The following is a 24,575-nucleotide window of genomic DNA, read 5'->3' as shown; positions in this document are numbered from 1 at the left end:
ACACCTATAGAATATTAACCAATTAAACATGTCTGATAAACGTCTGTTCAGACAAACAAATGCCCACTAAAGGGCGCAAGAGAATTTTATGTCAGAATTAACAAAGAACGTTCAGCCGTTGCAGGATTTCAACTGGGACGAGTTTGAAAATGGCACCGTGGCCAACATCAGCAAGGAAGAGCTTGACAAGGCCTACGACGAGACTCTGAACAAGGTGGCCGACCACCAGGTTGTAGAGGGTAAAGTCATCTCGGTTGACAAAAAAGAAGTGGTAGTCAACATTGGCTACAAGAGCGACGGTATCATCCCCGCTACAGAGTTCCGCTACAACCCCGACCTGAAAGAGGGCGACGTAGTAGAAGTCTATGTGGAGACCGCTGAGGACAAGAAAGGCCAGCTGGTACTTTCTCACAAGAAGGCACGTCTGAGCCAGGCTTGGGACCGTGTGAACCAGGCTCTGGAGGCCGAGGAGATTGTACAGGGCTACATCAAGTGCCGCACTAAGGGTGGTATGATTGTAGACGTATTCGGCATTGAGGCATTCCTGCCCGGCAGTCAGATCGACGTTCATCCCATACGCGACTACGACCAGTTCGTTGGCAAGACTATGGAGTTCAAGATCGTGAAGATCAACCAGGAGTTCCGTAACGTGGTAGTAAGCCACAAGGCCCTCATCGAGCAGGAGCTCGAGGCCCAGAAGCAGGAGATCATCTCTCGTCTGGAGAAGGGTCAGATTCTGGAGGGTACTGTCAAGAACATCACCAGCTACGGTGTATTCGTAGACCTGGGTGGTGTAGACGGACTGATCCACATCACCGACCTGTCTTGGGGCCGCGTAGACGATCCCAAGAAGGTAGTAGAGCTCGACCAGAAGATCAACGTGGTGATCCTCGATTTCGACGAGGAGAAGAAGCGCATCGCTCTCGGTCTGAAGCAGCTCACACCTCATCCCTGGGATGCTCTGGATGCCAACCTCAAGGTTGGTGACCACATCACCGGTAAGGTTGTTGTCATCGCCGACTACGGTGCATTCGTAGAGGTTCAGCCCGGTGTTGAGGGTCTGATCCACGTCAGTGAGATGTCTTGGAGCCAGCACCTGCGCTCAGCTCAGGAGTTCCTGAAGGTTGGCGACGATGTAGAGGCTGTTATCCTGACTCTCGACCGCGACGAGCGCAAGATGTCTCTGGGTATCAAGCAGCTCCGCGAGGATCCCTGGGAGGCTATCGAGACCAAGTATCCTGTTGGCAGCAAGCACACCGCCAAGGTTCGCAACTTCACCAACTTCGGTGTATTTGTTGAACTCGAGGAGGGTGTCGACGGTCTGATTCACATCAGCGACCTGAGCTGGACCAAGAAGGTGAAGCACCCCTCAGAGTTCACCAAGGTGGGCGAGGTTATCGACGTTGTCGTGCTCGACATCGACAAGGAGAACCGTCGTCTGTCTCTCGGTCACAAGCAGCTCGAGGATAATCCTTGGGACGTATTCGAGGAGAAGTACGCCGTTGGTTCTGTTCACACCGGTAAGATTACCGAGGTTATGGAAAGAGGTGCCGTTGTTTCTCTCGAGGAGAACGTTGAAGGCTTTGCCACTCCAAAGCACCTGGTTAAGGAAGATGGCTCTCAGGCCCAGCAGGGCGAGGAGCTCGAGTTCAAGGTGATTGAGTTCAACAAGGACTCTAAACGTATCATCCTGAGCCACAGCCGCACCTTTGAGGATGCACAGCGTGAGGAGAAGCGTGCTGCCCGCAAGACCGCAGCTCCTAAGAAAAAGGACGAGGCTCCGAAGATTGAGAACGTTGCAGCCAGCACCACTCTGGGCGACCTCGACGTTCTGGCCAAGCTGAAGGCCGATATGGAGAAGAGCGAATAATAGACTCCTCTATTTATAATTTCATTGGCTGCACACCTGAAAGAAGGTTCGTGCAGCCAATTTCTGTATTAGAAAGATGGTCAAAGTAAAAAAAGCATTTTCTAAAAAAAACAAAAAACGTTGATAATTTGCTTTAAAACTATTGTCGTTTCAGAAATTTTTCATATCTTTGGCCTTGGAAACAGTAAAACTTGAAAACTATGGCAAACAAAAGATCTTTGAAGAAAGCGATTAACGTGGTCTGTGAAGAACTATTCGCTGAGGCTGTTGCCGCTTCACTCTATGGCAACGAGGGATACAAAGAAAATACGGAGGCACTATTATTGTCTGTAGTAAAGATACATAAGGAATATACTTGTAGGGTTTCGCACCCCGAACCAGGTATGCCTGCTAAACAATACTATAAGGACCTGAGAGAGAAACTTGCTGCCCAGGTGAGCGAGTTGGTAGACCAAATCAACAATCTCTGATGTGGAAAAAATTCTGTAACTGGCTTTTATATAAGCGAATGGGATGGACGTCGGAAGTAACTGAGGTCCATCCTGATAAGTATATTATATGTCTGGCACCTCACACCAGCAACTGGGACTTCCTGATTGGGCAGCTCTATAACGGAGCACATTGTCTGGGAAGTAACTTCCTGATGAAGAAAGAATGGTTCTTCTGGCCATTGGGACCTATATTCAAAAGCATTGGCGGCATACCCGTATATAGACAGAAAAGCACCAGCATGACCGACTCGATGGCCGAAACAGCACGTGCATGCAAGACCTTCCATCTATGTATTACTCCCGAGGGCACGCGCTCGCGCGTAGAAGAATGGAAGAAAGGATTCTATTTCATAGCCCTCAAGGCAAAGATGCCCATTCTGCTCTACGGACTGGACTACGAGAAAAAGCATATCCAATGCACAAAGACCATCTGGCCATCAGGCGACTTAGAGAGCGACATGCGCGAGATAAAACTCTATTTCAAGGATTTTAAGGGCAAACGGCCTGAATTGTTTTCAATAGGAAATGTCTAAACACACACATATCAAACTATTATTATCATTGGTGCTGACCATTCTCGTCAGCCAGTATTTACCAGCACAAACCACATGGGGCAAAATAGACCACAACGGAGAACCGTGGATCAAGAACGTATCACGCCCCTACTCTATCGAACGAGGACTTGAAGCACGCCACATTGCTCTATGGGCCAGTCATGGACGCTATTTTGACAACAACGAACGTAAATGGAGATGGCAGAGACCAGCACTCTTCGGAACCACCGAGGACCTCTATACGCAGACTATCGTCATACCCTACCTCATACCCATGCTTGAGAATGCCGGAGCCGTGGTCTTCACACCACGCGAACGCGACTGGCAACGCAACGAGGTCATCATTGACAATGACCGTCCTCTACTCCTTGGCAATTACCAGGAGAAGAGCCAGCGCCAACAATGGCTGACGGCTCCCGAGCCAGGATTCGCCTTCCACGCAGAACCCTATCACGACGAGGAGAACCCCTTTGAGGCAGGTACAGCACGAATGATTGAGACCACTCATTCCAAATCGACACTCAGCACTATCAGCTATCAGCCCGACATCCCCCATGAAGGAAGCTATGCCGTCTATGTCAGCTATCAAACTGTAGAAAACAGCGTTGACGATGCCCACTATACCGTTTGGCACAAAGGTCAGAAAACAGACTTCTTTGTTAATCAGCAGATGGGAGGCTCCACATGGGTCTATCTGGGCACATTCGAATTCGACAAAGGCAGTTCAGAGTTCAACCGCGTGGTACTCTCCAACCAAAGCAAGCACAAAGGTTATGTCACTGCCGATGCCGTACGCTTTGGCGGTGGTATGGGAAACATTGAGCGAGGTGGAGCTGTGAGCGGACTGCCGCGCTGTCTTGAGGGCGCGCGTTATGCCGCACAATGGGCTGGAATGCCCTACAACGTCTATAGCTCGAAGCAAGGCGCTAATGACTATGGCGATGATATCAACGTTCGATCGCTGATGACTAATCTGCTCTGCGGAGGCTCATCCTTCGCACCCGATTCCGTGGGTCGTAAGGTACCTATTGAGCTATCTCTAGCCATCCATAGCGATGCAGGATTCACCAACACCGGACTGGGCGTCTATGGCTCGCTAGCCATCTGCACCACACAGTTTGGCGACAGCCTGCTGGCAGCGGGCATCAGTCGAGAGGCTTCACACGAGTTGGCCGTAGACCTGCTTCACAACACCACCGCCGACCTGCAATACCGCTTTGGCGAGTGGAACCTGCGAAAGCTCTACGACCGCAACTACTCCGAGACACGAGTACCCATCGTTCCCAGCGCCATCCTCGAGACCCTTTCGCACCAGAACTTCGGCGACATGCGCTACGGTCAAGACCCTAACTTCCGATTCACGCTGGCACGATCCATCTATAAGACTATACTGCGCTATATCACCAGTCGACACGGCGAGAGCTACGTGGTGCAGCCTATGCCGCCACAAGATCTGCACATCGCCTTTGCTGACAACGAAGGTAGGGTCAACGTCAGCTGGCAAGGTATCGAGGACGGACAGGAACCCACGTCGATACCGACGGGCTATGTGCTCTACATAGCACAGGATAATGGTGACTTCGACAACGGAACGTACCTGCGAGGCACTTCATGTACTGTTAAACTGAAACCCAACGTGCTGTACAGCTTCCGAGTAACTGCCACCAATGACGGTGGACAGAGTTTCCCCACAGAGACGTTATCGGCTCTCTATAATCCCAACGCTCGTCAGACGGTACTCATCGTCAACGGCTTCCACAGACTCTCGTCGCCTGCCATCAGCCGACAGGGACAGGGTTTTGACCTGACAGAAGACATCGGCGTGAGCTACGGACGAAACTGCGGATGGCTGGGACTGCAACGCGTATTCGACACCCAGCGCATGGGCATCGAGGACTCTACAGGGCTAGGATACACCACTCCCGACCTGCAGGGAATGTTCATTGCCGGCAACGAGTTTAACTATGCCAGGGAACATGCGGAAGCCATCCGTACGGCTAATGCCTATAATATCGTCAGCGCATCAGGAAAAGCCGTCGAGAAAGGATTCATGAACCTCAGCAACTATCAGGTAGTTGACCTGCTGCTGGGCCTTGAAGAGAACGACGGACACAGTCTGGTAGCCTATAAAAGCTTCCCGCTCACCCTTCAGCAACAGCTTAGAGGCTATGTGGCCCAAGGTGGCAACATGTTAGTCAGCGGCGCCTACATCGGCACAGACATGGATACGGAAGAAGAGAAACAGTTTCTGGCCGATATCCTCAAGGTGAGACTGGAAGGCACCAACCGCGATATCGACGAAAACATGAAGGGGTTGGGCACCACGTTCGAATGCTACAGGCTACTGAACGAAGATCACTATGCCGCACAACAGACCGATATCCTGATGCCTGCCAACGAGAAGGCCTTCCCTGCACTCGTTTATAGCAGCGGAACAAGTGCCGGTGTGGCTTATCAAGGCAGTGACTACAAGGCCTTTATTATGGGATTCCCCTTTGAGTGTATCAAGGGAAAAGATACTCAAGCAATTATTATGCGAGGAATGTTAAACTTTCTAACAACCAAATAGTTATGATAAAGATTCAAACAAACGCTTCAGGCACAAGAAGCATCGAAATCAGCGAGCAACATCTCTGTGTGATAGACCGCTATCAGCTGTTTCAGGACCTGATAGACTCTAACGGATATATCGACGAGCCTGTGCTCGACAAACTGAAACTGAACATCCGAGCTCTCCTAGAGTCGGAGGCCGGAAGAGACAAGGAACTGCTTGACCTATGCCTCGATGTGGTTTATCATCCCAACATGAAAGCTTTGGGATTACAGAACCTAGTACAGCTTTACAAAGACTGGAGGAACAATCAGGAGAATGGAGTATCGGCTGACTGATTTTCTTCCCACTACCAAAAAGGAACTTGAACTGAGGGGATGGGATTACGTGGACGTTATCCTCTTCTCAGGCGACGCCTATGTAGACCATCCGTCCTTTGGCGCTGCCGTCATAGGACGTGTGCTCGAGGCAGCAGGCTATCGTGTAGCCATCGTTCCGCAGCCCGACTGGCATGGCGACTTCCGCGACTTCAAGAAGTTAGGGCGTCCACGCCTCTTCTTTGGCATCTCGCCAGGATGCATGGACTCGATGGTCAACAAATACACAGCCGCTCGCCGACTAAGGTCCGAGGATGCCTATTCGCCTGACGGACGTCACGACATGAGGCCGGAGTATCCCACCATCGTCTATACCAAGATACTGAAACAGCTCTACCCTGATGTGCCAGTAGTGCTGGGAGGAATTGAGGCCTCGCTGCGCCGACTCACCCACTATGACTACTGGCAAGACAAGCTGCGCCCAAGCATTCTGGTAGATAGTGGCGCTGACTTGATTACCTATGGTATGGGTGAGAAGACCACGATAGAGCTGGCGCGTATAGCTGATGCCTACGGTTGTCTGCCTATTCACGAACTTGTGAAACTGCCGCAGATAGTGTATTTCTCCAATGACATGACGCCCACAAAGGACGATATTGTACTGCATAGTCATGAGGAATGTCTGCAAAACAAAAAGGCGCAGGCCGAGAACTTCAGGCATATTGAGGAACAATCGAACATGATGCATGCTCAAAGGCTACTACAAAAAGTGGGAAACGAGTATGTCGTTGTCAATCCTCCCCACCCACCTATGACTACCGAAGAGCTCGATGCTTCGTTCGACCTGCCCTACACGCGTCAGCCCCACCCCAAATACAAAGGCAAGCGTATTCCTGCCTACGACATGATTAAGCACAGTGTCAACATCCATCGCGGTTGTTTTGGAGGCTGCGCATTCTGCACTATCTCAGCCCATCAGGGCAAGTTTATCGCCTGTCGTTCGAAGGAGAGCATATTAAAAGAGGTGAAGCAGGTGATAGAGATGCCAGATTTCAAAGGTTATCTTAGCGACTTAGGCGGTCCCAGTGCTAATATGTACGGTATGCATGGTCGTAACCTGAATGCTTGCGAGAAATGTAAGCGACCCAGCTGTATTCACCCCCAGATATGTCCCAACCTGAATACCAGTCATCAGAAGTTGCTCGACGTCTATCATGCTGTCGATGCCCTGCCAGGCATCAAGCGCAGTTTCATTGGTAGTGGTGTGCGCTACGACCTGCTGCTGCACAGAAGCAAGGACGAAGAGGCCAACCGTTCAACACAGGAATACACCCGAGAACTGATTTGCAAACACGTCAGTGGCAGACTGAAGGTAGCTCCCGAGCATACCAGCGACCGTGTGCTGATGCTCATGAGAAAACCCTCGTTCACACAATTCGGGGAGTTCAAGCGCATCTTTGACCGCATTAATCGTGAAGAGAATCTCCGACAGCAGATCATCCCCTATTTCATCAGCAGTCACCCAGGATGTCACGAAGAAGATATGGCCGAGTTGGCCGTACTAACCAAAAGTATGGACTTCCAACTGGAACAGGTGCAGGACTTCACGCCAACGCCAATGACAGTAGCAACAGAGATGTGGTACACAGGCTATAATCCCTATACGCTTGAACCAGTATTCTCGGCTAAGACTCCACAGGAGAAACAAGCACAGCGTCAGTTCTTCTTCTGGTACAAGCCGGAGGAAAGGCGCAACATTGAACAGAGCCTCAGACGCATAGGCCGCACAGACCTCATCAGGAAGCTATTCCCAACGCCACCATCACCCTATTCCCCATCAGCCCCGTCAAATAATGGAAATTATAGAGCAAAACATCGTTCCGAAGAACCCAAAGAAAAAAAGCGAGGACGGAATCGTCGTCACTCCTGATTTCATTGCCGTCATCGACGGTTCCACATCGAAGACAAGTCGCCGCTACAGTTTCTTCAAGAGCAACGGCCGCTATGCCATGCAAATAGTAGAGCGTTTTATCAGGAAAGCGCCAAAGAACATCAGCTATAACGACTTCTGTATTGGTGTCACCAAGAAGATACGTCAGCACTATAAGAAAACACAAATAGAACAGTTAACAAAGCATCCGGAAGAGAGACTTACAGCCAGTGCCGTCATTTTCAGCAGAGTGAGACGCGAGATATGGATGATAGGTGACTGTCAATGTTTTGTTGGCGACACTTTTTACGATAACCCCAAACCCTATGAACAGGAGTTGGCCGAGAAGCGAGCCGCCATCATAAAGGCCAGCCCGAAACCGTGGGATCACTTCTTGGAAGAGGACACTGCACGTACTGCCATTATTCCACGAATGCTGGAGACGATGCAAGAGCAAAACAAGTCATACAGTGTCATTGACGGATTTACTATCGACAGACAACATATACGCGTGCTGACGCTCGATTTTCAGCCCTGGGAGATTGTGCTGGCCTCTGACGGTTATCCTTTTCTCTGCAAGACATTAGAAGAGTCTGAACAGCAACTGGCGCGACAAAAGAGCGAAGACCCGCTGAACATCGGAGCCTTCAAAGCCACAAAAGCATTTGCAAAGGAAAACAACTCCTTCGATGACCGTGCTTACATCCGATTTAAGGCTTAAAAATGAGAATTCACCCCACATTATCTCACTACTCAGTAAAGAAAATAAGTTTTTATTTGCTTTAGAGCCCCGAAAATTTGGATGTTTCATAAAAAAACAGTACCTTTGCACTCGCAAATCGGGCACATCCCTGTGATGCAAAGGATGGTTCCGTAGCTCAGTTGGATAGAGCAACAGCCTTCTAAGCTGTGGGCCTTGGGTTCGAATCCCAACGGAATCACATTATCACATAAGCCCCATATTCTTTTAGGATGACGGGGCTTTTTTAATAAAATAGGCTTGCAGATGAAACTAATCATCATGACAAAGGCCACGTTTTTCGTGGAGGAAGACAAGATTCTGACGACCCTCTTTGAAGAAGGGCTGGAGAATCTTCATCTATATAAGCCGAACTCGGAGCCAGTATACTCCGAACGGCTACTCACCTTGCTTTCTGACGATTACTACAAGCGTATCACGGTTCACGACCACTTTTATCTTCGCGAGGAATTTGGACTGAAGAGCATTCACCTTGACTCACTCGACACAGAACTGCCCTATGGCTACAAAGGCGGATTCAGCTGCACATGCCGTTCGCTTAGTCAGTTGCAGGAATGCAAGAAGAAGGCAAGTTATGTATTCCTTCAGAACATCTTCAACAGTCAGAGCAATCCCAACGACACACAATCGTTTACAGAAGAAGAACTGAAGGCTGCTGCCAAACAGGGGCTTATAGATCGTCACGTCTATGCTTTGGGAGGCATCAACCTGGATAATGTACGCATGGTGCGTGATCTCGGTTTCGAGGGTGTCGTCATCTGCGGAGACCTGTGGAACCGCTTCAATATCCATCAGGAGCAGGACTATAAAGACCTGATTGGCCATTTCAAGAAATGGCAGAAGGCTGTCAGTTAACAGAAACTCAAATACGAACCATAATATATAATGACTACACAAAACTCTTACATGGTCTTTTCAGGTACCGCTACAAGATACCTCGCAGAGAAAATCTGTCAAAGTCTGGGATGCCCTCTGGGCAAACTGCAAATCACAAAATTCTCTGATGGAGAATTTGCTGTGTCATACGAAGAGTCCATCCGCGGACGTGATGTCTTCCTGGTGCAGAGCACATTCCCCAACAGCGACAACCTGATGGAACTGCTGCTGATGATTGATGCCGCCAAACGTGCATCGGCCCGCACCATCAATGCCGTGATTCCGTACTTCGGATGGGCTCGTCAGGACCGCAAGGATAAACCCCGCGTCAGCATTGGTGCAAAATTAGTTGCCGACCTGCTGAGTGTAGCTGGTGTAAACCGTGTGATTACGATGGACCTGCATGCCGACCAGATTCAGGGCTTCTTCGATGTTCCCGTAGATCATCTCTATGCTTCTGGCGTGTTGCTGCCCTACCTGCAGAGTCTGAAGTTAGACGAATTAGTCATTGCATCACCCGATGTAGGCGGTTCTAAGCGTGCCAACACCTACGCCAAGTATCTGGGTTGTCCGCTGGTGCTGTGCAACAAGACCCGTGCTCGTGCTAATGTGGTAGCCACCATGCAGATTATCGGTGATGTGGAAGGTAAGAACGTAGTTATTATCGACGATATGGTCGATACTGCAGGCACCATTACAAAGGCTGCTGACCTGATGATGGAATCGGGTGCTAAGAGCGTGCGTGCCTGTGCCTCTCACTGTGTGATGAGTGGTCCAGCCAGTGATCGTGTGCAAGAGTCTGCCCTTGAGGAGATTGTATTCACCGACTCTATCCCCTACACCCAGCGTTGTGCCAAGGTGAAACAGATCAGTGTTGCCGATATGTTTGCCGAGACCATCCGTCGCGTCATCGAAAACGAAAGCATTAGTGATCAATATATAGTATAATATGAAACAGATAGTCCAGTTCTTCGGACTGACTCTGACAGTCCTATTCATGGTTGCCTGTAGCACCAATAGTTTCAAGGTGGATGGTGTGGCCGAAGGTTTTGATGAGGGTGACACCCTGTTAGTGATAAGAGGCGACAAGCCAGAACCTCTCGATACCATCATCGTGAAGGACAACAAGTTTGAGTGGCAGGGAGAAGCTGACTCGGTGGTGTTCTATGTGATTGCAGCACCAAAGGCTAACTCATCGGTAGTGTTTTTTGGAGAACCCGGCACTGTGAAGATTCGGCTGTCGGCAGACGGCAACTCAGAAATCTCTGGAACAAAGTCTAACGAAGCCCTTCAGGAAATGAACAAGCTGAATGCAGAGTTCCAGAAGAAGGTTGACGTTCTTATGCCAAAGTTCTCTGAAGATGTGGACGAAGAACAGCAGAAAGCCCTCTATGAAGAGTATAACAAACTGGTAGAGGAGATGCAGGCCAACGTTGCCGAACTGGCTAAGAAGAATCTGGATAATGAGTTGGGCTTTGTGCTGATGTCAACCATCGCCTATGGTGATGACTTCTCGACTGACGAACTGAAGGAGCTGATTTCAAAGATGCCTCAGGAGTATCAGGACAGACAGGCAATGAAAGATATTCTGAAGATGATTAACGACCGTTTCCCAGCAGAAGAAGGCGATCAGATTCCTAACTTCAGCATGCAGTCTCCTGAGGATACGGAAATATTTATCCTTGACGAAGTAAAGAAGAACAAGGTGACGGTGCTGGACTTCTGGGCTTCATGGTGTGGTCCTTGCAGAGACGAAATGCCTGCTATGAAGAAAATGCTGGCAGACTATCAGGAAGCAGGATTCGGCATCGTAGGTATCTCTATCGACGGCAACAAAGAAGACTGGATAAACTGTATTAAGACATTGGAACTCACCTGGCCTCAGATGTCTGACTTAAAAGGTGGAGCATCGCCTATAGCCCAGAGCTTTGGTGCACGTTTCATTCCTTTCACTGTTGTTGTTGACCAACAAGGCAAAATCCTGAAGAAAGGTTTGCGTGGCGAAGAACTTGCAGCCTTTATTGGAGAGCAGCTGAAATAATTCTTGAATTAAGATAGAAAAATTAAGTGGGTGTTTTTTGAAGACACCCACTTATTTATTTTACTTTATTTGGTTTTATACCAGATGATTGTCCTGAGGGAATACCACCGTTGGTTTGAACGACTTCGCCTCTTCGAAATCCATCAAGGCATACGAGATAATGATGACCGTATCACCCACCTGTACCCTGCGGGCTGCAGCACCGTTCAAACAAACACATCCACTGCCACGTTCGCCCTTGATGATATAGGTCTCAAAACGCTCTCCATTATTATTATCAAGCACCTGTACTTTCTCACCAGCTATCAGATTGGCGGCATCCATCAGATCCTCATCGATGGTGATGCTACCCATATAGTTCAAGTTAGCTTCTGTGACCTGTACACAGTGCAACTTGGATTTCATTACTTCTATCATCATATCTCTACTCTTTATATTTGATATGGTCAATCAAACGGATAGGCGTCTTACCACAATAAACGGTAATACAACCTACCACATACGATGAGTCTTCCCATTCTGCAACATCCTGTAAGGTATTGCCATCAACAATTGAGAAATACTCTACTTCGAGTCCTTCAACCTTATTAATATCATCTACCACCTTATCGTGTGTCTCCTTCAGAGTGTGCTTCTTGGCATAAGTCACACTATTCTTCAGGGCTTTATAAATGGTGGGAGCAATAGCACGCTCATCGGGGGCCAGCAAGGTATTGCGGCTGCTACGTGCCAATCCGTCGTCATCTCGAACAATGGGACACTCCACAATCTGTACAGGCAAGCCCAACTGCCTTACCATTGCCTTGACAACAGCAATCTGCTGCCAGTCTTTTTCTCCGAAATAGGCTCTATCTGGACGAACAATGTAGAACAGACGACTCACCACCTGACAAACACCATTGAAATGGCCAGGACGATGTGCGCCCTCCATCACAGTTGATACTGGCGGGAACTCAAACTGACGTGTATCGGGTGTAGGATACATCTCCTCCACTTCAGGAGCCAGTACATAATCAGCCCCGCAACTCTCCAACAAACGGCAGTCTGCCTCCAGGTCACGAGGATAGTTCTTTAAGTCATTTTTATCATTAAACTGAGTCGGATTCACAAACACAGAAACAACAGTGATTCCGTTCTCTTTCACACTACGTCTCACTAGCGATGCATGACCCTCATGCAGGGCACCCATCGTAGGCACTAATCCGATTTCTTTTCCCTGCTTACGATCATCGAAAAGTGCGTTTTGCAGGTCAACAATCTTCTTAAAAACTTTCATTCTATTTTCCTTATCGTCGATTTGAGGGTGCAAAATAACAACAAATTTCCCAAATATGGAAAAAAAACGCTAAAAATAAGCCTATAAAATGTCACTTTTTCCTAAAATCGCACATTTTATGCGGTTTTATGCAAAAAAAATAGTACCTTTGCATCGTATAATTGAATAAAGATGGCAAAGAAGAAAATCCTATTCATCAATCAGGAGATAGCACCCTATGTTCCTGAAACCACCTTGTCAGTCATGGGTCACGATTTGCCTCGTGCTATGCAAGAGCGTAATAACGAGACGAGAACATTTATGCCTAAATGGGGCAACATTAACGAACGGCGCGGTCAGTTACATGAGGTCATCCGTCTATCAGGCATGAACCTCATCATCAACGACACTGACCATCCCCTCATTATAAAAGTAGCCTCTATACCATCTACTCGTGTTCAGGTGTTCTTCATCGATAACGATGATTATTTCTCAAAGCGCGATATGACACCCGATAACAACGATACTGATGGTTTGCTGAATGGCGAGCGTGCCGTATTCTTTGCCCGCGGCGTTATGGAGACTGTTAAGAAACAAGGTTGGATTCCTGATATTATCCACTGTCAGGGCTGGATGAGCAGCGTTGTTCCTTTCTATATCAAGACAGCTTATCAGGATGAGCCATCTTTTGCCAATACCAAGATTGTTACTTCCATCTTCCCCAAGGAAACGCCTAAAAGCTTAGGACCCGATTTCAAGAAGACGCTGGAGTTCCGTAGTGCAACGCCTAACCTATTGAGCAACTATAAAGACGAGTTCGACACGATTGAGTTAGGTAAGTTGGCTATTGACTATAGCGACGGCGTATTGTTGGCAACAGCCCATTCAGATGCCACGCTGCAGAAATATGCCAAAGACAAAGGGCTGCCTATTCAGAAATTCTTGGCCGAAGACTATGGTGAGGCCTATGAGGCATTCTACGACTCCATCTGTCCGGAGGAACAACAGGAATGAGACATTATCAAAGAAATAATATCATTTATTAATGAAAAGAATATCAATTATGGCTGGCGTCGTACTAACGGCAATAGCCATTTCTTCTTGTAGCGAAGATACTTCAAACATTGGAGAATCACTCATTAAGGATACCGACAAGCTTGACGTGACAACAGAGGAATATGAGGTGTCAACGCAAACTGTCGTTGCCGACTCTGTGTTCACCCTCAGCAACAACTGCTACTTGGGCTTTGTGCGTGATCCAGAGACTATGGCCGATGTTAAAAGCGAATTTACTACCCAGTTCCATTATTTGGAGCATCAATATGTCTCTCCAGACAGTAAGTTCATTAGCCGCGTCGAAGGTAAGGCTGCTGCCGACTCATGTGAGATTATCCTCTATCTGACATCTCCTTATAACTCAAAGGACAGCCTCTCTGCCCTGAAGATGAAAGTACATGAGCTGAAGAAGCCTATGGAAGAAGGCGTTCGTTATTACTCCAACTATAACCCGATGACATTGGGCATGATTAGAGAAGATGGACTGAGCAAGAGTAAGATGTTCACCTTCTTGAACCTGCAGGATGAAGACACCTTACGCACAAAGACCACCTATATTAATAATGTGCGTATCACTCTTAACTCACCCTATACTGACATCAATGGTAATGTATATAATAACTACGGCACTTATATCCTACGCCAATATCATGAGCATCCAGAGAATTTCCGTAACTCTTATACCTTCAGCCACAACGTTTGCCCAGGTTTCTTCTTCCAAATCACCGATGGCTACGGCTTCTATGCAAGGGTGAGAGATATGGGATTGAAGACCTACTATAGAGTACAGACCGACTCAGGCGTAGTCAGCGCCGCACTGACACTGGCAGGTACTAAGGAGGTACTGCAGACAACCTTCATCACCAACGACAAGCAGGCCATCAACAAGTTGGCTGCTGAGCGTAACCACACATATCTGAAATCACCTGCAGGTCTCTTCACAGAGGTTACTCTGCCTGTCAAGGAAATCAAGAAAGGACACGAGAAAGACTCACTTATTGCTGCTAAGATTACCTTCCAGCGCATCAACAACCAGACTGATGATGAGCGTAAGTTCAACATACCTCAGAACATCCTGATGCTACAGAAAGACAGCCTGAACGCTTTCTTCGAAAACAACAAGACGCCAGACAATAAGATGTCGTATTATGCCATTTATAACTATAACGGCAGTACGTATAAGAACAGCAATACCTATAATTTCACCAACATCTCCAACCTGATTACCAGCCTTTGGAATATCAGGCAGAAGGGTGTAAAGGAGAATCCCAACTGGGAGGCCGAGCATCCCAACTGGAACAAGGTGCTGCTCGTTCCCATCAGCTACAATGTTACTTCTTCAACAAGTACAGACCATGATATGTCGCTCACCAGCGCCTGTCTGGTAGGTGGTCCCGACAATGATCACGACCCCGTTACCATCAGCGTGGTCTACGCAAAATTCAAAGAACAATAAAGAAGTTTATGGCAGACGGATATCTGGAGAAACATCAGGCGGACTATGAAGCCCGCAAAGAGGCATATCTCAGGAAGAAGCGACACCTGCCATCAGTGAAACGCACTATAGAGCGTCCAGACGACGAGGCCTTGTAAGATGTGTGTTCTTACAAGGCCTCGCCTTTTACACCTTATTTATATATAAGGAGACAGGTATTCCAGAATTTAGGAATTCATCAGTACGGCGGTACGCACACGACTCAACGTCTCTGGCGTCATCTGCAGATAACTGGCAATATAAACCAACGGTGCACGGAGTACCAGCTGCGGACTGCTCTTTACCAGTTTCTGATAACGGTCCTGAGCACTCTCGAAGCGTAACATGTCTGCACGCTGCTGACTGATGATCAGCGACTCCTCCAGAATCTTACGATATAGAATCTGGATATTCACGCTACGCATGGCCACAGCCTCCAGCTCATTCTTGGGCATAGCATAGATAATGGTAGGTTCCAATGCCTGCATAATCTGCATCGAGGGTTTCTCTTTGAAAAGGCTCTCGATACTCATCATGATGGTGTTCTCGGTAGCCATATATTCCGTCAGCTCCTTGCCGTTCTTAAAGTAATACTGGCGCACCAAGCCTTTCACAATCCAGTAGATATGCTGGCATGTGTCACCTTCGCTCAGGACTCTTTCGCCCTTAGCAAACTTCATTGGCACAAGCACGCTCTCGAGGATGTCGAGTTCTTCGTGCGTCATCGTACTATACCTGCGGGCCAATTCGCGGGCCACGTCGCGTGGGGTTAAACTTAGGTTTGGCATTGTTGTTGATTTAATTATCAATTAGGATTTTTATTAATCAAGTTTCAAGACGGCGAGGAAGGCTTTTTGCGGCACCTCCACATTACCAATCTGCTTCATGCGTTTCTTGCCTCGTTTCTGCTTTTCCAGCAGTTTACGTTTACGGCTCACATCACCACCATAGCACTTGGCCAGCACATCCTTACGTACCTGTTTCACCGTCTCGCGGGCAATAATCTTGGCACCGATGGCAGCCTGAATGGCAATATCGAACTGCTGACGTGGAATCAGCTCTTTCAGTTTCTCACACATTCTACGACCAAAGGTCACGGCGTTGTCCTGATGCGTCAGCGTTGAAAGCGCATCCACCGGCTCACCATTGAGCAAGATGTCGAGCTTCACCAGCTTAGAAGGACGGAACGAGTCAATATGGTAGTCGAACGAGGCATAGCCTTTCGAGATACTCTTCAGTTTGTCGTAGAAGTCAATCACAATCTCACCCAGCGGCAGCATGAAACGCAGTTCCACACGATTGCCGCTCACATACTGCTGGTCTATCAACTCGCCACGCTTGTCAAGACAAAGCGTCATGATAGGACCGATATAGTCAGCAGCAGTAATGATCGAGGCACGGATATATGGTTCCTCAATATGGTCTATCATCGTCTGGTCGGGCAGTCCCGAGGGATTGTGCACCTCTTTCTCTTCTCCCTGCTTGGTGTAGCACATATAGCTAACGTTAGGCACCGTGGTGATCACATCCATATCGAACTCACGGTCCAGACGTTCCTGCACAATCTCCATGTGGAGCAGTCCCAGGAAACCACAACGGAAACCAAAGCCCAGGGCTACTGACGACTCAGGCTGGAAGGTCAATGATGCGTCGTTAAGCTGCAACTTCTCTAACGAGGCACGCAGGTTCTCATAGTCTGTAGGGTCAATGGGATAGACACCTGCAAACACCATCGGTTTCACCTCTTGGAAACCCTCAATGGCTTTGTCGCAAGGTGTAGCCACATGTGTGATGGTATCGCCAACCTTCACCTCTTTTGAGTCTTTAATGCCGCTGATGATATATCCAACATCGCCTGTGCGCAGTTCCATGCGAGGTATCATATCCATCTTCAGCACGCCAACCTCATCGGCGTCATACTCCATGCCGGTATTGAAGAACTTCACCTTGTCGCCCTTACGAATCACGCCGTTCACAATCTTGAAGTAGGCAATGATACCTCTGAACGAGTTAAACACTGAGTCAAAGATCAAGGCTTGCAAAGGTGCCTCTTCTTCACCCACAGGATGAGGAATACGGTCCACCACAGCATCCAGAATCTCGTCAACGCCCTCACCCGTCTTTCCTGAAGCACGGATAATATCCGAAGGGTCGCAGCCTATCAGGTCCACGATTTCATCTTCCACCTCATCAGGCATAGCGCTGGGCATATCAATCTTATTGATGACAGGGATAATCTCCAAGTTATTGTCGATAGCCATATAGAGGTTCGAGATGGTCTGCGCCTGTACACCTTGTGTGGCGTCGACCACCAGCAGCGCACCCTCGCAGGCTGCAATGGAACGAGAGACCTCATACGAGAAGTCCACATGTCCCGGGGTGTCAATCAAGTTGAGTATATATTTCTCTCCATCACGCTCGTACTCCATCTGAATGGCATGACTCTTGATGGTAATGCCTCGTTCGCGTTCCAAGTCCATATCGTCAAGCATCTGTCCCTCAGTCACTTGTATGGTCTTGGTACGTTCAAGGAGTCTGTCGGCAAGGGTTGACTTACCGTGGTCTATATGCGCTATGATGCAGAAATTCCTGATATTCTTCATTAAAGTATGTGTCTTATAGACTGCAAAATTACAAAAAAGAATGCAATTTATTCGCTATTTTACATTTTTTTTGTAACTTTGCAATCAAATTTCAATAATACCTATATTCATGAAGAAAGTATTATTAATGGCATCAGCCGTTATTCTACTCGCATCGTGTCAGGAATCACTTGAAGAGCGTGCAGCCCGTGAAGCCCGCGAAGTGACAGAAGCGAAGTGTCCCATGCCTATTGGCAATAACATGTATCTTGACAGTATCGTCTTCGACATCCCTTCTATCACCCAGACCCAATATTTCCGGTTTACTGGCGACTCTGACAACGACAGCGTAGTAACCGTACTCAATAATTCTGATGTTAAAGGCACGTTGGTTCGTGAGTTGAAAAACGCCGCCAACTACAAGGCCTTGCTGAATCGTGGCGTCAACTTCCGCTATGTCTATCGTTCCAGCAAGAATCCCGAGAAGATATACCTTGACGTCACTCTACACAAAGAAGATTACCAATAATATCCATAAACTATGCAAAAGAAATTATTAATAGCATCGGCCTTGATGGCCGTCAGCTTACAGATGGACGCACAGACCACCATCGCCGCCGATTACAAAGGAACAGCCAACGGCAACCCTATCAGCGCCAACATCTTCTGTGCCGACCCAACAGCACTGGAGTATAATGGTCGTCTATATGTCTATGGCTCCAACGACCACCAACAGTTCATCAAGAATGGTAAGAAAGGAGAGAACAGCTATGGCGAAATCAAATCCATTGTAGTGTTCTCTACCGATGATATGGTGAACTGGACCTTCCACGGCACCATCGACACAAAGAAGATCTGCTCCGGATGGGTTACTAATCCTTGGTATCAAGGCTATGGTGTCTCGTGGGCACCATCCGTCACATGGCGTACTAACGAGGCTGGTGAAGACGAGTTCTTCCTCTATTTCTGCAACAGCAGTCACGGCGTTGGTGTGCTAAAGGCCAATTCGCCTATTGGTCCTTGGACATCGCCCCTGAAAAAGCTGTTGATTCATTACGACACACCAGGTGCTAACGCTATGGGCACGAATGCCAATTTCGACCCAGGCGTAGTCATCGACGACAATGGTGTGGGCTGGCTGTCTTTCGGCGGCCTTGGTCCCAGCCAGATTATGCCTGATGCAGCGCGTATCGTCAGGTTAAAGCCCTCGATGACTGCTGTCGACACGACCGCTGTCAAGATCAAAGCCCCCTATCACTTCGAGGCTAACGAGCTGAACTACATCGGTGGCAAGTATGTCTATACCTACTGCTCTAACTGGGCCAACCGCAGCGATAGCGAGTGGAACACCTATAAGCAGCAGCATGGCATCACCGCCAGCAAGCCCAACACATGCACCATGTGCTATATGGTTACCGACACGCCCAACGACCCCGACTCGTGGGTGTATAAAGGAGTCTATGGTCCCCACCCTGGCATGGGTACCAACAACAACCACTCTCATCTTCAGAAGTTCCAAGGAAAATACTACCACATCTATCACGGAGCTCCTCTGATGGAGAAATGGAGAAGTGCTGGTGTCATCGCGCAGGACTGTGGCATCTTCCGTTCTATCTGTGTCAACAAGGTCACCGTCGACTCGAATGCGGTGAAGATTAATCAGGTGGATCTTTCGGGCGACAAGGGTCTCAAAGGTATCACCACTCCTATCAAGAACTTCAATCCCTACGACCCGCAGCAGATGGAGACTATGGCCAGCTGTGGTGGCGTCAACTACGAGGACTTCAAGAATGTCAAGAACAACACCAAGGTCAGCACCTTGTCCAACGATGCTTCCGAGAATCTGTATGTCAAGATGATTGCCGGCTCATGGACAAGTGTTCGTAAGGCAGACTTCGATACTGGTGCCAAGTCGTTCATACTCAGAGCCCGTGGCACTGGTAAGCTCGAGATTCGTTTCTCTCGTACTGGAACCACTCAGGCCACCATCGAGTTCTCGTCAACATCCTTCGAGGATCATATCATCAATGTCGATTCCACATTGTTCAAGGGCGTGAAGAGCCATTTGTTCTTCGTTGTCACCGAATCAAAGAACGCACAGTTCGACGCTTGGCACTTCTCTCAGGAGGAGCTCACCCCCACCGCCATCAGCGATGTACTCACCAAGCCGGCAGCTACTGTCAGGAAGGGCATCTTTGACCTGAGCGGCCGTCGCCTGCAGAACGGCAACAACAAACATGGCATCATCATTAAGGATGGCAAGAAGATAAAGAAGTAATTTCGAATAACGAATAGACAAAAAGAAAACGGGCTGAATTTCTTCAGTCCGTTTCTTTATTTATAAGAGGTGTGTTCTTACTCCTCAGGCTTCATGTTAGTGTACACAGTCTGCACGTCATCGAAGTCCTCGAGCTTCTCAACCATCTTGTCGATAGCCTCGCGCTGCTCAGGAGTCACATCCTTCAGGTCGTTGGGGATACGGGTGAACTCTGCACCAGTCACCTCAAAGCCCTCTGCCTCCAGGTGTTTCTGGATGGCGCTGAAGCTTGAAGGATCACCATAGATAGTGATTTCGCCTGTCTCCTCATCCTCGTCGAACTCATCCTCCACACCATAGTCAATCAGGTCGAGAATCATCTCGTCCATATCCAGTCCGTCCTTCTTCTTGAAGGTAAACACGCTCTTGTGGTCAAAGAGGAAGCTCAGGCTACCCTGTGTTCCCAGGTTACCACTGAACTTGTTGAACACCGAACGGACGTCACCCACCGTACGGGTGGTGTTGTCTGTCAGCGTCTCAACGAAGATAGCTACTCCGTGAGGGCCATATCCCTCGTAGGTCACCTCCTTATAGTCGCTCTGGTCCTTACCCATTGCGTTCTTGATAGCACGCTCGATATTATCCTTCGGCATGTTCTCGCGCTTGGCGTTGGCAATGCAGGCACGCAGTGCGGGGTTGTTCTCGGGCTCTGGACCGCCAGCCTTCACGGCAATGGCAATCTGCTTTCCGATCTTTGTAAATGTCTTGGCCATGTGGCCCCATCTCTTCAGCTTTGTAGCTTTACGATATTCAAATGCTCTTCCCATATTATTTATTTAAATTTTTCGTTATTACGTTATCACGTTATATCGTTATCACGATAATTATCTCAGCTCAGCACCAAGTTGTTTCTTGATGTTAGCGATGAGCTTCTGCATGATGGCATCAATCTGCTTGTCGTTCATCGTCTTCTCCGTATCCTGCAGGATGAAGTTCACGGCATACGACTTCTTGCCAGCGGGCAGGTTCTTACCCTCATAGACATCGAACAGCTCTACCTTCTTCAGCAGCTTCTTCTCTGTCTGACGGGCTATCTGCTCAATCTGTGCAAACTCCACGCTGTTGTCCACCAGCAGAGCCAGGTCACGACTGACGGCAGGATGCTTCGAGATCTCGGTGAAGGTCACCTCGTTCTTCTTCGTAGCCTTCATCAGCTGCGTCCAGTTCAACTCGGCGAAGTAGACTGGCTGCTGCAGGTCAAACTGCTTCAGCACCTTCTTCGACAGGATACCCATCTCGATGAACTTCTTGCCACCGCGGTTCTCGATGACGATGCCAGCCGAGAAGTTAGGATTCTCGCTCTTCTTCTGAACCATCAGACCCTGCTTCATGCCAATGCGATTCAGGATATTCTGAACATACGCAGCCAGCTCGTAGTAAGTGGTGTCTTCGTTGGGATGTGCCCATGAGCCTTCCACGCGCTTACCCGTCACCCAGACACCCATGAAGTTCTCTTCCTTATAGGCCTGCATGGGATTCTCAGGATCATTCTTCTCAGGGTCGAAGAAGTAACAGTTGCCAAACTCGAAGAACTTCAGGTTGGCATTCTTACGCTTCACGTTATGCTCGATGCTCTCCAGACCGCCATAAAGCAGCGTCTGACGCATTACGCCGAGGTCGCTCGACAGGGGGTTCATAATACGAACCACCGTGGTATCTGCGTCGTCATAATACGACGACTTACTCAACGAGTTATTGAGGATCTCGTTGAAGCCAGCACCCACCAGCTGCTCTGACACCACGTTTTGCAACTTATGCTTGCGGTCCTCCTCGGCCTTGATGACGAGGCTCGACTTCAACTGTGTGGGAATCTCCACATTATTATATCCATAGATGCGCAGGATGTCCTCCACCACGTCGCAGGGACGCTGCACGTCCACACGATAGGCAGGCACCTCCAGCTTCAGGCCCTCGGCATTCTCCTCAAGCACCTTCATCTCCAGGCTCTCACAGATGCTCTTGATGGTCTCCACAGGAATATCCTTACCCACCAGGTTGTGCACATAGATGTAGCTCAGGTCAACGATGGCGTTCTCCATCTTCTCGGGATACACGTCCTTAATCTCCATCGACACCTTACCGCCAGCCAGCTCCTTACAGAGCAGCGCAGCCTGCTTCAGGGCATAGATCACGCCATTGGGGTCGATGCCACGCTCAAAACGGAACGAAGCATCCGTGCTGAGTCCGTGGCGACGGGCACTCTTACGAATCCATGTGGGATGGAAGTAAGCACTTTCCAGCACCACGTTCTTCGTGGTCTCGTACGTACCACTACCCTTTCCGCCAAACACGCCGGCGATACACATGGGATCCTCGGCATTGCAGATAGCCAGGTCGCGGTCCGAGAGCTTATGCTCCTCGCCGTCCAGCGTGACGAAAGGTGTGCCCTCGGGCATCGTCTTCACCACAATCTTGTTGCCCTTCACCATATCAGCATCGAAGGTATGCAGCGGCTGACCATAAGCCATCATCACATAGTTGGTGATGTCCACAATATTATTAATAGGACGCAGACCAATGGTAGTCAACTTGTTCTTCAGCCAGTCGGGCGACTCCTTCACCTCACAACCCGTCACGCTCACGCAGGCATAACGCTTGCAGGCCTCAGTGTTCTGAATCTCCACATCGATGGGCAGGTCATGATTGTCGACGACAAAATCGTCGACCACAGGACGGTGAAGGCTGGTCTCATAGCCGTTCTGCTTCAGCCAGGCATAGAGGTCGCGAGCCACGCCCCAGTGACTCAGGGCATCGGCACGGTTGGCGGTGATGTCCACCTCGATAAGCCAGTCGCTATCCAGGTTGTAGTATTCTGCAGCAGGCGTACCCACCACAGCATCCTCGGGCAGCACGATGATACCATCATGACTGGTACCCACGCCAATCTCGTCCTCGGCACATATCATACCGTTCGACTCGACGCCACGCAACTTCGACTTCTTAATCACAAATTCCTGATCGCCGTCATACAACACGCAGCCCAGGTCGGCCACAATCACTTTCTGACCAGCGGCCACATTAGGAGCGCCACACACAATCTGTGAGGGTTCGCCCTTGCCCAGGTCCACCGTTGTCACATGAAGGTGATCAGAGTTAGGATGCACTTCGCAGGTGAGCACCTTGCCCACATAGAGTCCTTTCAGTCCACCACGTATGGACTGCACTTCTTCCAGAGCGTCAACTTCGAGTCCCGTAGAGGTCAGTGCATCGCATACCTGCTGCGGCGAAAGGTCGAAATCAACGTATTCTTTCAGCCATTTATAAGAAATATTCATTCCTAAAAACTATTGTTAATTCGAATTCGCCTGCAAAGGTACAAATAAGTGAGCAGAAAACCAAAAGATTTTTGAGTTTTCTCGAACGAGAGCGCTCGGCTTTGCCGCTTTTACCAAGCTGAAAGCGACTAAAAGAACCTTCGACCGCAGGTCAGAGGTACGAATAAACGAGCAGAAACCAGTTATTTCTTTTTATTTTCGAGCGAAAAAACTAATAAGTGAGCAATTCCTTTATCAGCGGCACATAGTATTTCTTCACTTCCTCGGCCGTAGGCGTATGAGCACCCGGAAAGTGGAACGATTTATTGTAGTGCTGCAAGAATAGCGGCTCAAAATGTGCCAACGCATCATGATCGCCAAAGAGTCCCCAGATGCGGTCTCGACCTTCAGGCGAGCAGTTATTACGTTCGGCTTCGCCGCTTGGCTTTTCCAAGAATTGATGAGCCTCCATCTCTGCAAACTCGGCTATCAGCTGCTCGTCGATGACGAAGTCCTGCCTGCCGTCCATTCGTGGCGACTTATATTGATGAGCCCCTACCCTCGCCTTCAGAAATTCCGTCATCCTGAAGTGCGGGTTACCCAGCAAGGCAGGCAGTCCCAGGGCCAATGCCACCATCTGTGCGTAGAACGACCCACAGCTGTTACCCACCACCACGTCAGGCTTCTCGCGGTCAATCAACTCTCGCACAAATGCCAGCGCCTCCTTGGGATGCATCGGCAGGTCAGGCGTCATCACCTCCGCTTCACCCTCAAAAGCCTCCCTTAATGCCACTGCCGGCACACATTGACCACTGGCAAAGAAGCCGTGCAAGAACAAAATCCTTTTCATCATCTCTTTTGGATTGCAAAGGTAGTGCAAACCGAACGAAAAACCAAATATATTTGATTATTGTGTAAAAAACGCGAGATTGAAGAATAAGAAAAATTGTTACGTTATTCATAAAAAAGTAATTGGTAAAATGTTTGGTGGTTTCAATTATTCTTTGTACCTTTGTATCGTCAATAAAGATAGAAAAATTGCGTCCCAACTAGAGAAGTTTTCTCGCCAACTGAAGAGATAAAATACTTCAAATAGGCGCGGATAACCTTCAGATTTGATAAGGAAGATGGAAGGCGGAAGTGGCCACCCGTTAGACCAGAACCTTTAGTATTAACTATGAAAAACATTTACAACTATGACACTTAATAGTAAAAGGAAAAGAACAATTCCAAAACATCGGCAAGTT

Annotated in this window: 22 protein-coding genes and 1 tRNA gene; 16 read left to right on the top strand and 7 right to left on the bottom strand. The window is 48.7% G+C overall.

All coding sequences use genetic code 11. The features are described 5' to 3' along the window. The first annotated feature begins 88 nt into the window (after nt 1-88). From rpsA to Q0R57_RS04900, 11 genes are all read left to right on the top strand, one after another. On the top strand, nt 89-1,870 hold the full coding sequence (gene rpsA, locus Q0R57_RS04950) for a 30S ribosomal protein S1 (protein ID WP_294744297.1): 1,782 nt from the start codon (nt 89-91) through the stop codon (nt 1,868-1,870). Nucleotides 1,871-2,070: 200 nt separating this feature from the next. Next, nucleotides 2,071-2,340 (top strand): hypothetical protein, encoded by a 270-nt coding sequence (locus tag Q0R57_RS04945; RefSeq protein ID WP_294744296.1) that lies wholly within the window; start codon nt 2,071-2,073, stop codon nt 2,338-2,340. Then, entirely contained in the window at nt 2,340-2,894 is a 555-nt protein-coding gene (locus Q0R57_RS04940; protein ID WP_294744295.1) for a 1-acyl-sn-glycerol-3-phosphate acyltransferase, read from the top strand. Before Q0R57_RS04945 ends, Q0R57_RS04940 begins: the two co-directional genes overlap by 1 nt. Next, nucleotides 2,887-5,484, top strand: coding sequence for a xanthan lyase (locus Q0R57_RS04935; RefSeq protein ID WP_294744294.1), 2,598 nt, complete (start codon nt 2,887-2,889; stop codon nt 5,482-5,484). Before Q0R57_RS04940 ends, Q0R57_RS04935 begins: the two co-directional genes overlap by 8 nt. A gap of 2 nt (nt 5,485-5,486) precedes the next feature. Then, on the top strand, nt 5,487-5,804 hold the full coding sequence (locus tag Q0R57_RS04930; protein WP_294744293.1) for a hypothetical protein: 318 nt from the start codon (nt 5,487-5,489) through the stop codon (nt 5,802-5,804). Then, the gene (locus Q0R57_RS04925; RefSeq protein WP_294744292.1) at nt 5,785-7,713 is read left to right on the top strand and encodes a YgiQ family radical SAM protein; all 1,929 of its coding nucleotides are present in this window, start codon (nt 5,785-5,787) and stop codon (nt 7,711-7,713) included. Before Q0R57_RS04930 ends, Q0R57_RS04925 begins: the two co-directional genes overlap by 20 nt. Further along, nucleotides 7,637-8,434: a hypothetical protein gene (locus tag Q0R57_RS04920; protein WP_294744291.1), complete on the top strand. Its 798-nt coding sequence runs from the start codon at nt 7,637-7,639 to the stop codon at nt 8,432-8,434. Before Q0R57_RS04925 ends, Q0R57_RS04920 begins: the two co-directional genes overlap by 77 nt. A gap of 146 nt (nt 8,435-8,580) precedes the next feature. Continuing rightward, nucleotides 8,581-8,654 (top strand) — tRNA-Arg (locus Q0R57_RS04915). A gap of 65 nt (nt 8,655-8,719) precedes the next feature. Then, the gene (locus Q0R57_RS04910) at nt 8,720-9,328 is read left to right on the top strand and encodes a thiamine phosphate synthase (protein WP_294744290.1); all 609 of its coding nucleotides are present in this window, start codon (nt 8,720-8,722) and stop codon (nt 9,326-9,328) included. A 30-nt stretch (nt 9,329-9,358) separates the two neighbouring features. Then, entirely contained in the window at nt 9,359-10,297 is a 939-nt protein-coding gene (locus Q0R57_RS04905) for a ribose-phosphate pyrophosphokinase (RefSeq protein ID WP_294744289.1), read from the top strand. A gap of 1 nt (nt 10,298) precedes the next feature. Then, nucleotides 10,299-11,390, top strand: a complete 1,092-nt coding sequence (locus tag Q0R57_RS04900) for a TlpA disulfide reductase family protein (protein WP_294744288.1) — start codon at nt 10,299-10,301, stop codon at nt 11,388-11,390. Between the two features lie 75 nt (nt 11,391-11,465). Here the strand turns inward: Q0R57_RS04900 and panD are convergent, their stop codons facing one another. Together panD and panC are read right to left on the bottom strand one after the other, a co-directional pair. Continuing rightward, nucleotides 11,466-11,810 carry an aspartate 1-decarboxylase gene (gene panD, locus Q0R57_RS04895; RefSeq protein ID WP_294744287.1) on the bottom strand — a complete coding sequence of 115 codons (345 nt, stop codon included), beginning with the start codon at nt 11,808-11,810 and terminating at the stop codon, nt 11,466-11,468. Between the two features lie 4 nt (nt 11,811-11,814). Beyond that, a complete protein-coding gene (gene panC / locus Q0R57_RS04890) occupies nt 11,815-12,666 on the bottom strand; it encodes a pantoate--beta-alanine ligase (RefSeq protein WP_294744286.1) in 852 nt (283 codons plus the stop codon). Between the two features lie 171 nt (nt 12,667-12,837). Between panC and Q0R57_RS04885 the strand changes: the two genes are divergently transcribed. Genes Q0R57_RS04885 through Q0R57_RS04875 form a run of 3 tightly spaced genes read left to right on the top strand, consistent with a single transcriptional unit; the run spans nt 12,838 to nt 15,294 of the window. Then, nucleotides 12,838-13,659 (top strand): glycogen/starch synthase, encoded by an 822-nt coding sequence (locus Q0R57_RS04885; RefSeq protein ID WP_294744285.1) that lies wholly within the window; start codon nt 12,838-12,840, stop codon nt 13,657-13,659. 31 nt (nt 13,660-13,690) lie between these two features. Beyond that, nucleotides 13,691-15,157, top strand: a complete 1,467-nt coding sequence (locus tag Q0R57_RS04880) for a DUF4270 domain-containing protein (RefSeq protein WP_294744284.1) — start codon at nt 13,691-13,693, stop codon at nt 15,155-15,157. Nucleotides 15,158-15,165: 8 nt separating this feature from the next. Next, nucleotides 15,166-15,294: a dehydrogenase gene (locus Q0R57_RS04875; protein WP_294744283.1), complete on the top strand. Its 129-nt coding sequence runs from the start codon at nt 15,166-15,168 to the stop codon at nt 15,292-15,294. Between the two features lie 69 nt (nt 15,295-15,363). Here Q0R57_RS04875 and Q0R57_RS04870 read toward each other — a convergent pair whose 3' ends face one another. Further along, nucleotides 15,364-15,963: a Crp/Fnr family transcriptional regulator gene (locus Q0R57_RS04870; protein WP_294744282.1), complete on the bottom strand. Its 600-nt coding sequence runs from the start codon at nt 15,961-15,963 to the stop codon at nt 15,364-15,366. 33 nt (nt 15,964-15,996) lie between these two features. Beyond that, nucleotides 15,997-17,778 (bottom strand): translation elongation factor 4, encoded by a 1,782-nt coding sequence (gene lepA, locus Q0R57_RS04865; RefSeq protein ID WP_294744281.1) that lies wholly within the window; start codon nt 17,776-17,778, stop codon nt 15,997-15,999. A gap of 109 nt (nt 17,779-17,887) precedes the next feature. Between lepA and Q0R57_RS04860 the strand changes: the two genes are divergently transcribed. Next, on the top strand, nt 17,888-18,286 hold the full coding sequence (locus tag Q0R57_RS04860; protein WP_294744280.1) for a hypothetical protein: 399 nt from the start codon (nt 17,888-17,890) through the stop codon (nt 18,284-18,286). Between the two features lie 12 nt (nt 18,287-18,298). Beyond that, nucleotides 18,299-20,035 carry a glycoside hydrolase family 43 protein gene (locus tag Q0R57_RS04855; protein ID WP_294744279.1) on the top strand — a complete coding sequence of 579 codons (1,737 nt, stop codon included), beginning with the start codon at nt 18,299-18,301 and terminating at the stop codon, nt 20,033-20,035. Between the two features lie 77 nt (nt 20,036-20,112). On the opposite strand, the gene Q0R57_RS04850 is transcribed toward Q0R57_RS04855, so the two are convergent. The 3 genes from Q0R57_RS04850 to Q0R57_RS04840 form a co-directional block, all read right to left on the bottom strand. Continuing rightward, nucleotides 20,113-20,841 carry a YebC/PmpR family DNA-binding transcriptional regulator gene (locus tag Q0R57_RS04850; RefSeq protein ID WP_294744278.1) on the bottom strand — a complete coding sequence of 243 codons (729 nt, stop codon included), beginning with the start codon at nt 20,839-20,841 and terminating at the stop codon, nt 20,113-20,115. Between the two features lie 57 nt (nt 20,842-20,898). Beyond that, the gene (gene pheT / locus Q0R57_RS04845; protein ID WP_294744277.1) at nt 20,899-23,349 is read right to left on the bottom strand and encodes a phenylalanine--tRNA ligase subunit beta; all 2,451 of its coding nucleotides are present in this window, start codon (nt 23,347-23,349) and stop codon (nt 20,899-20,901) included. A gap of 211 nt (nt 23,350-23,560) precedes the next feature. Continuing rightward, entirely contained in the window at nt 23,561-24,181 is a 621-nt protein-coding gene (locus Q0R57_RS04840; protein WP_294744276.1) for a YqiA/YcfP family alpha/beta fold hydrolase, read from the bottom strand. Nucleotides 24,182-24,575 lie beyond the last annotated feature (394 nt).

It is taken from the genome of uncultured Prevotella sp. (assembly GCF_946407605.1).
Lineage (GTDB): Bacteria > Bacteroidota > Bacteroidia > Bacteroidales > Bacteroidaceae > Prevotella.
Note: the sequence above shows the minus strand (reverse complement) of the source record. Positions and strands in the feature narration are given on the sequence as shown.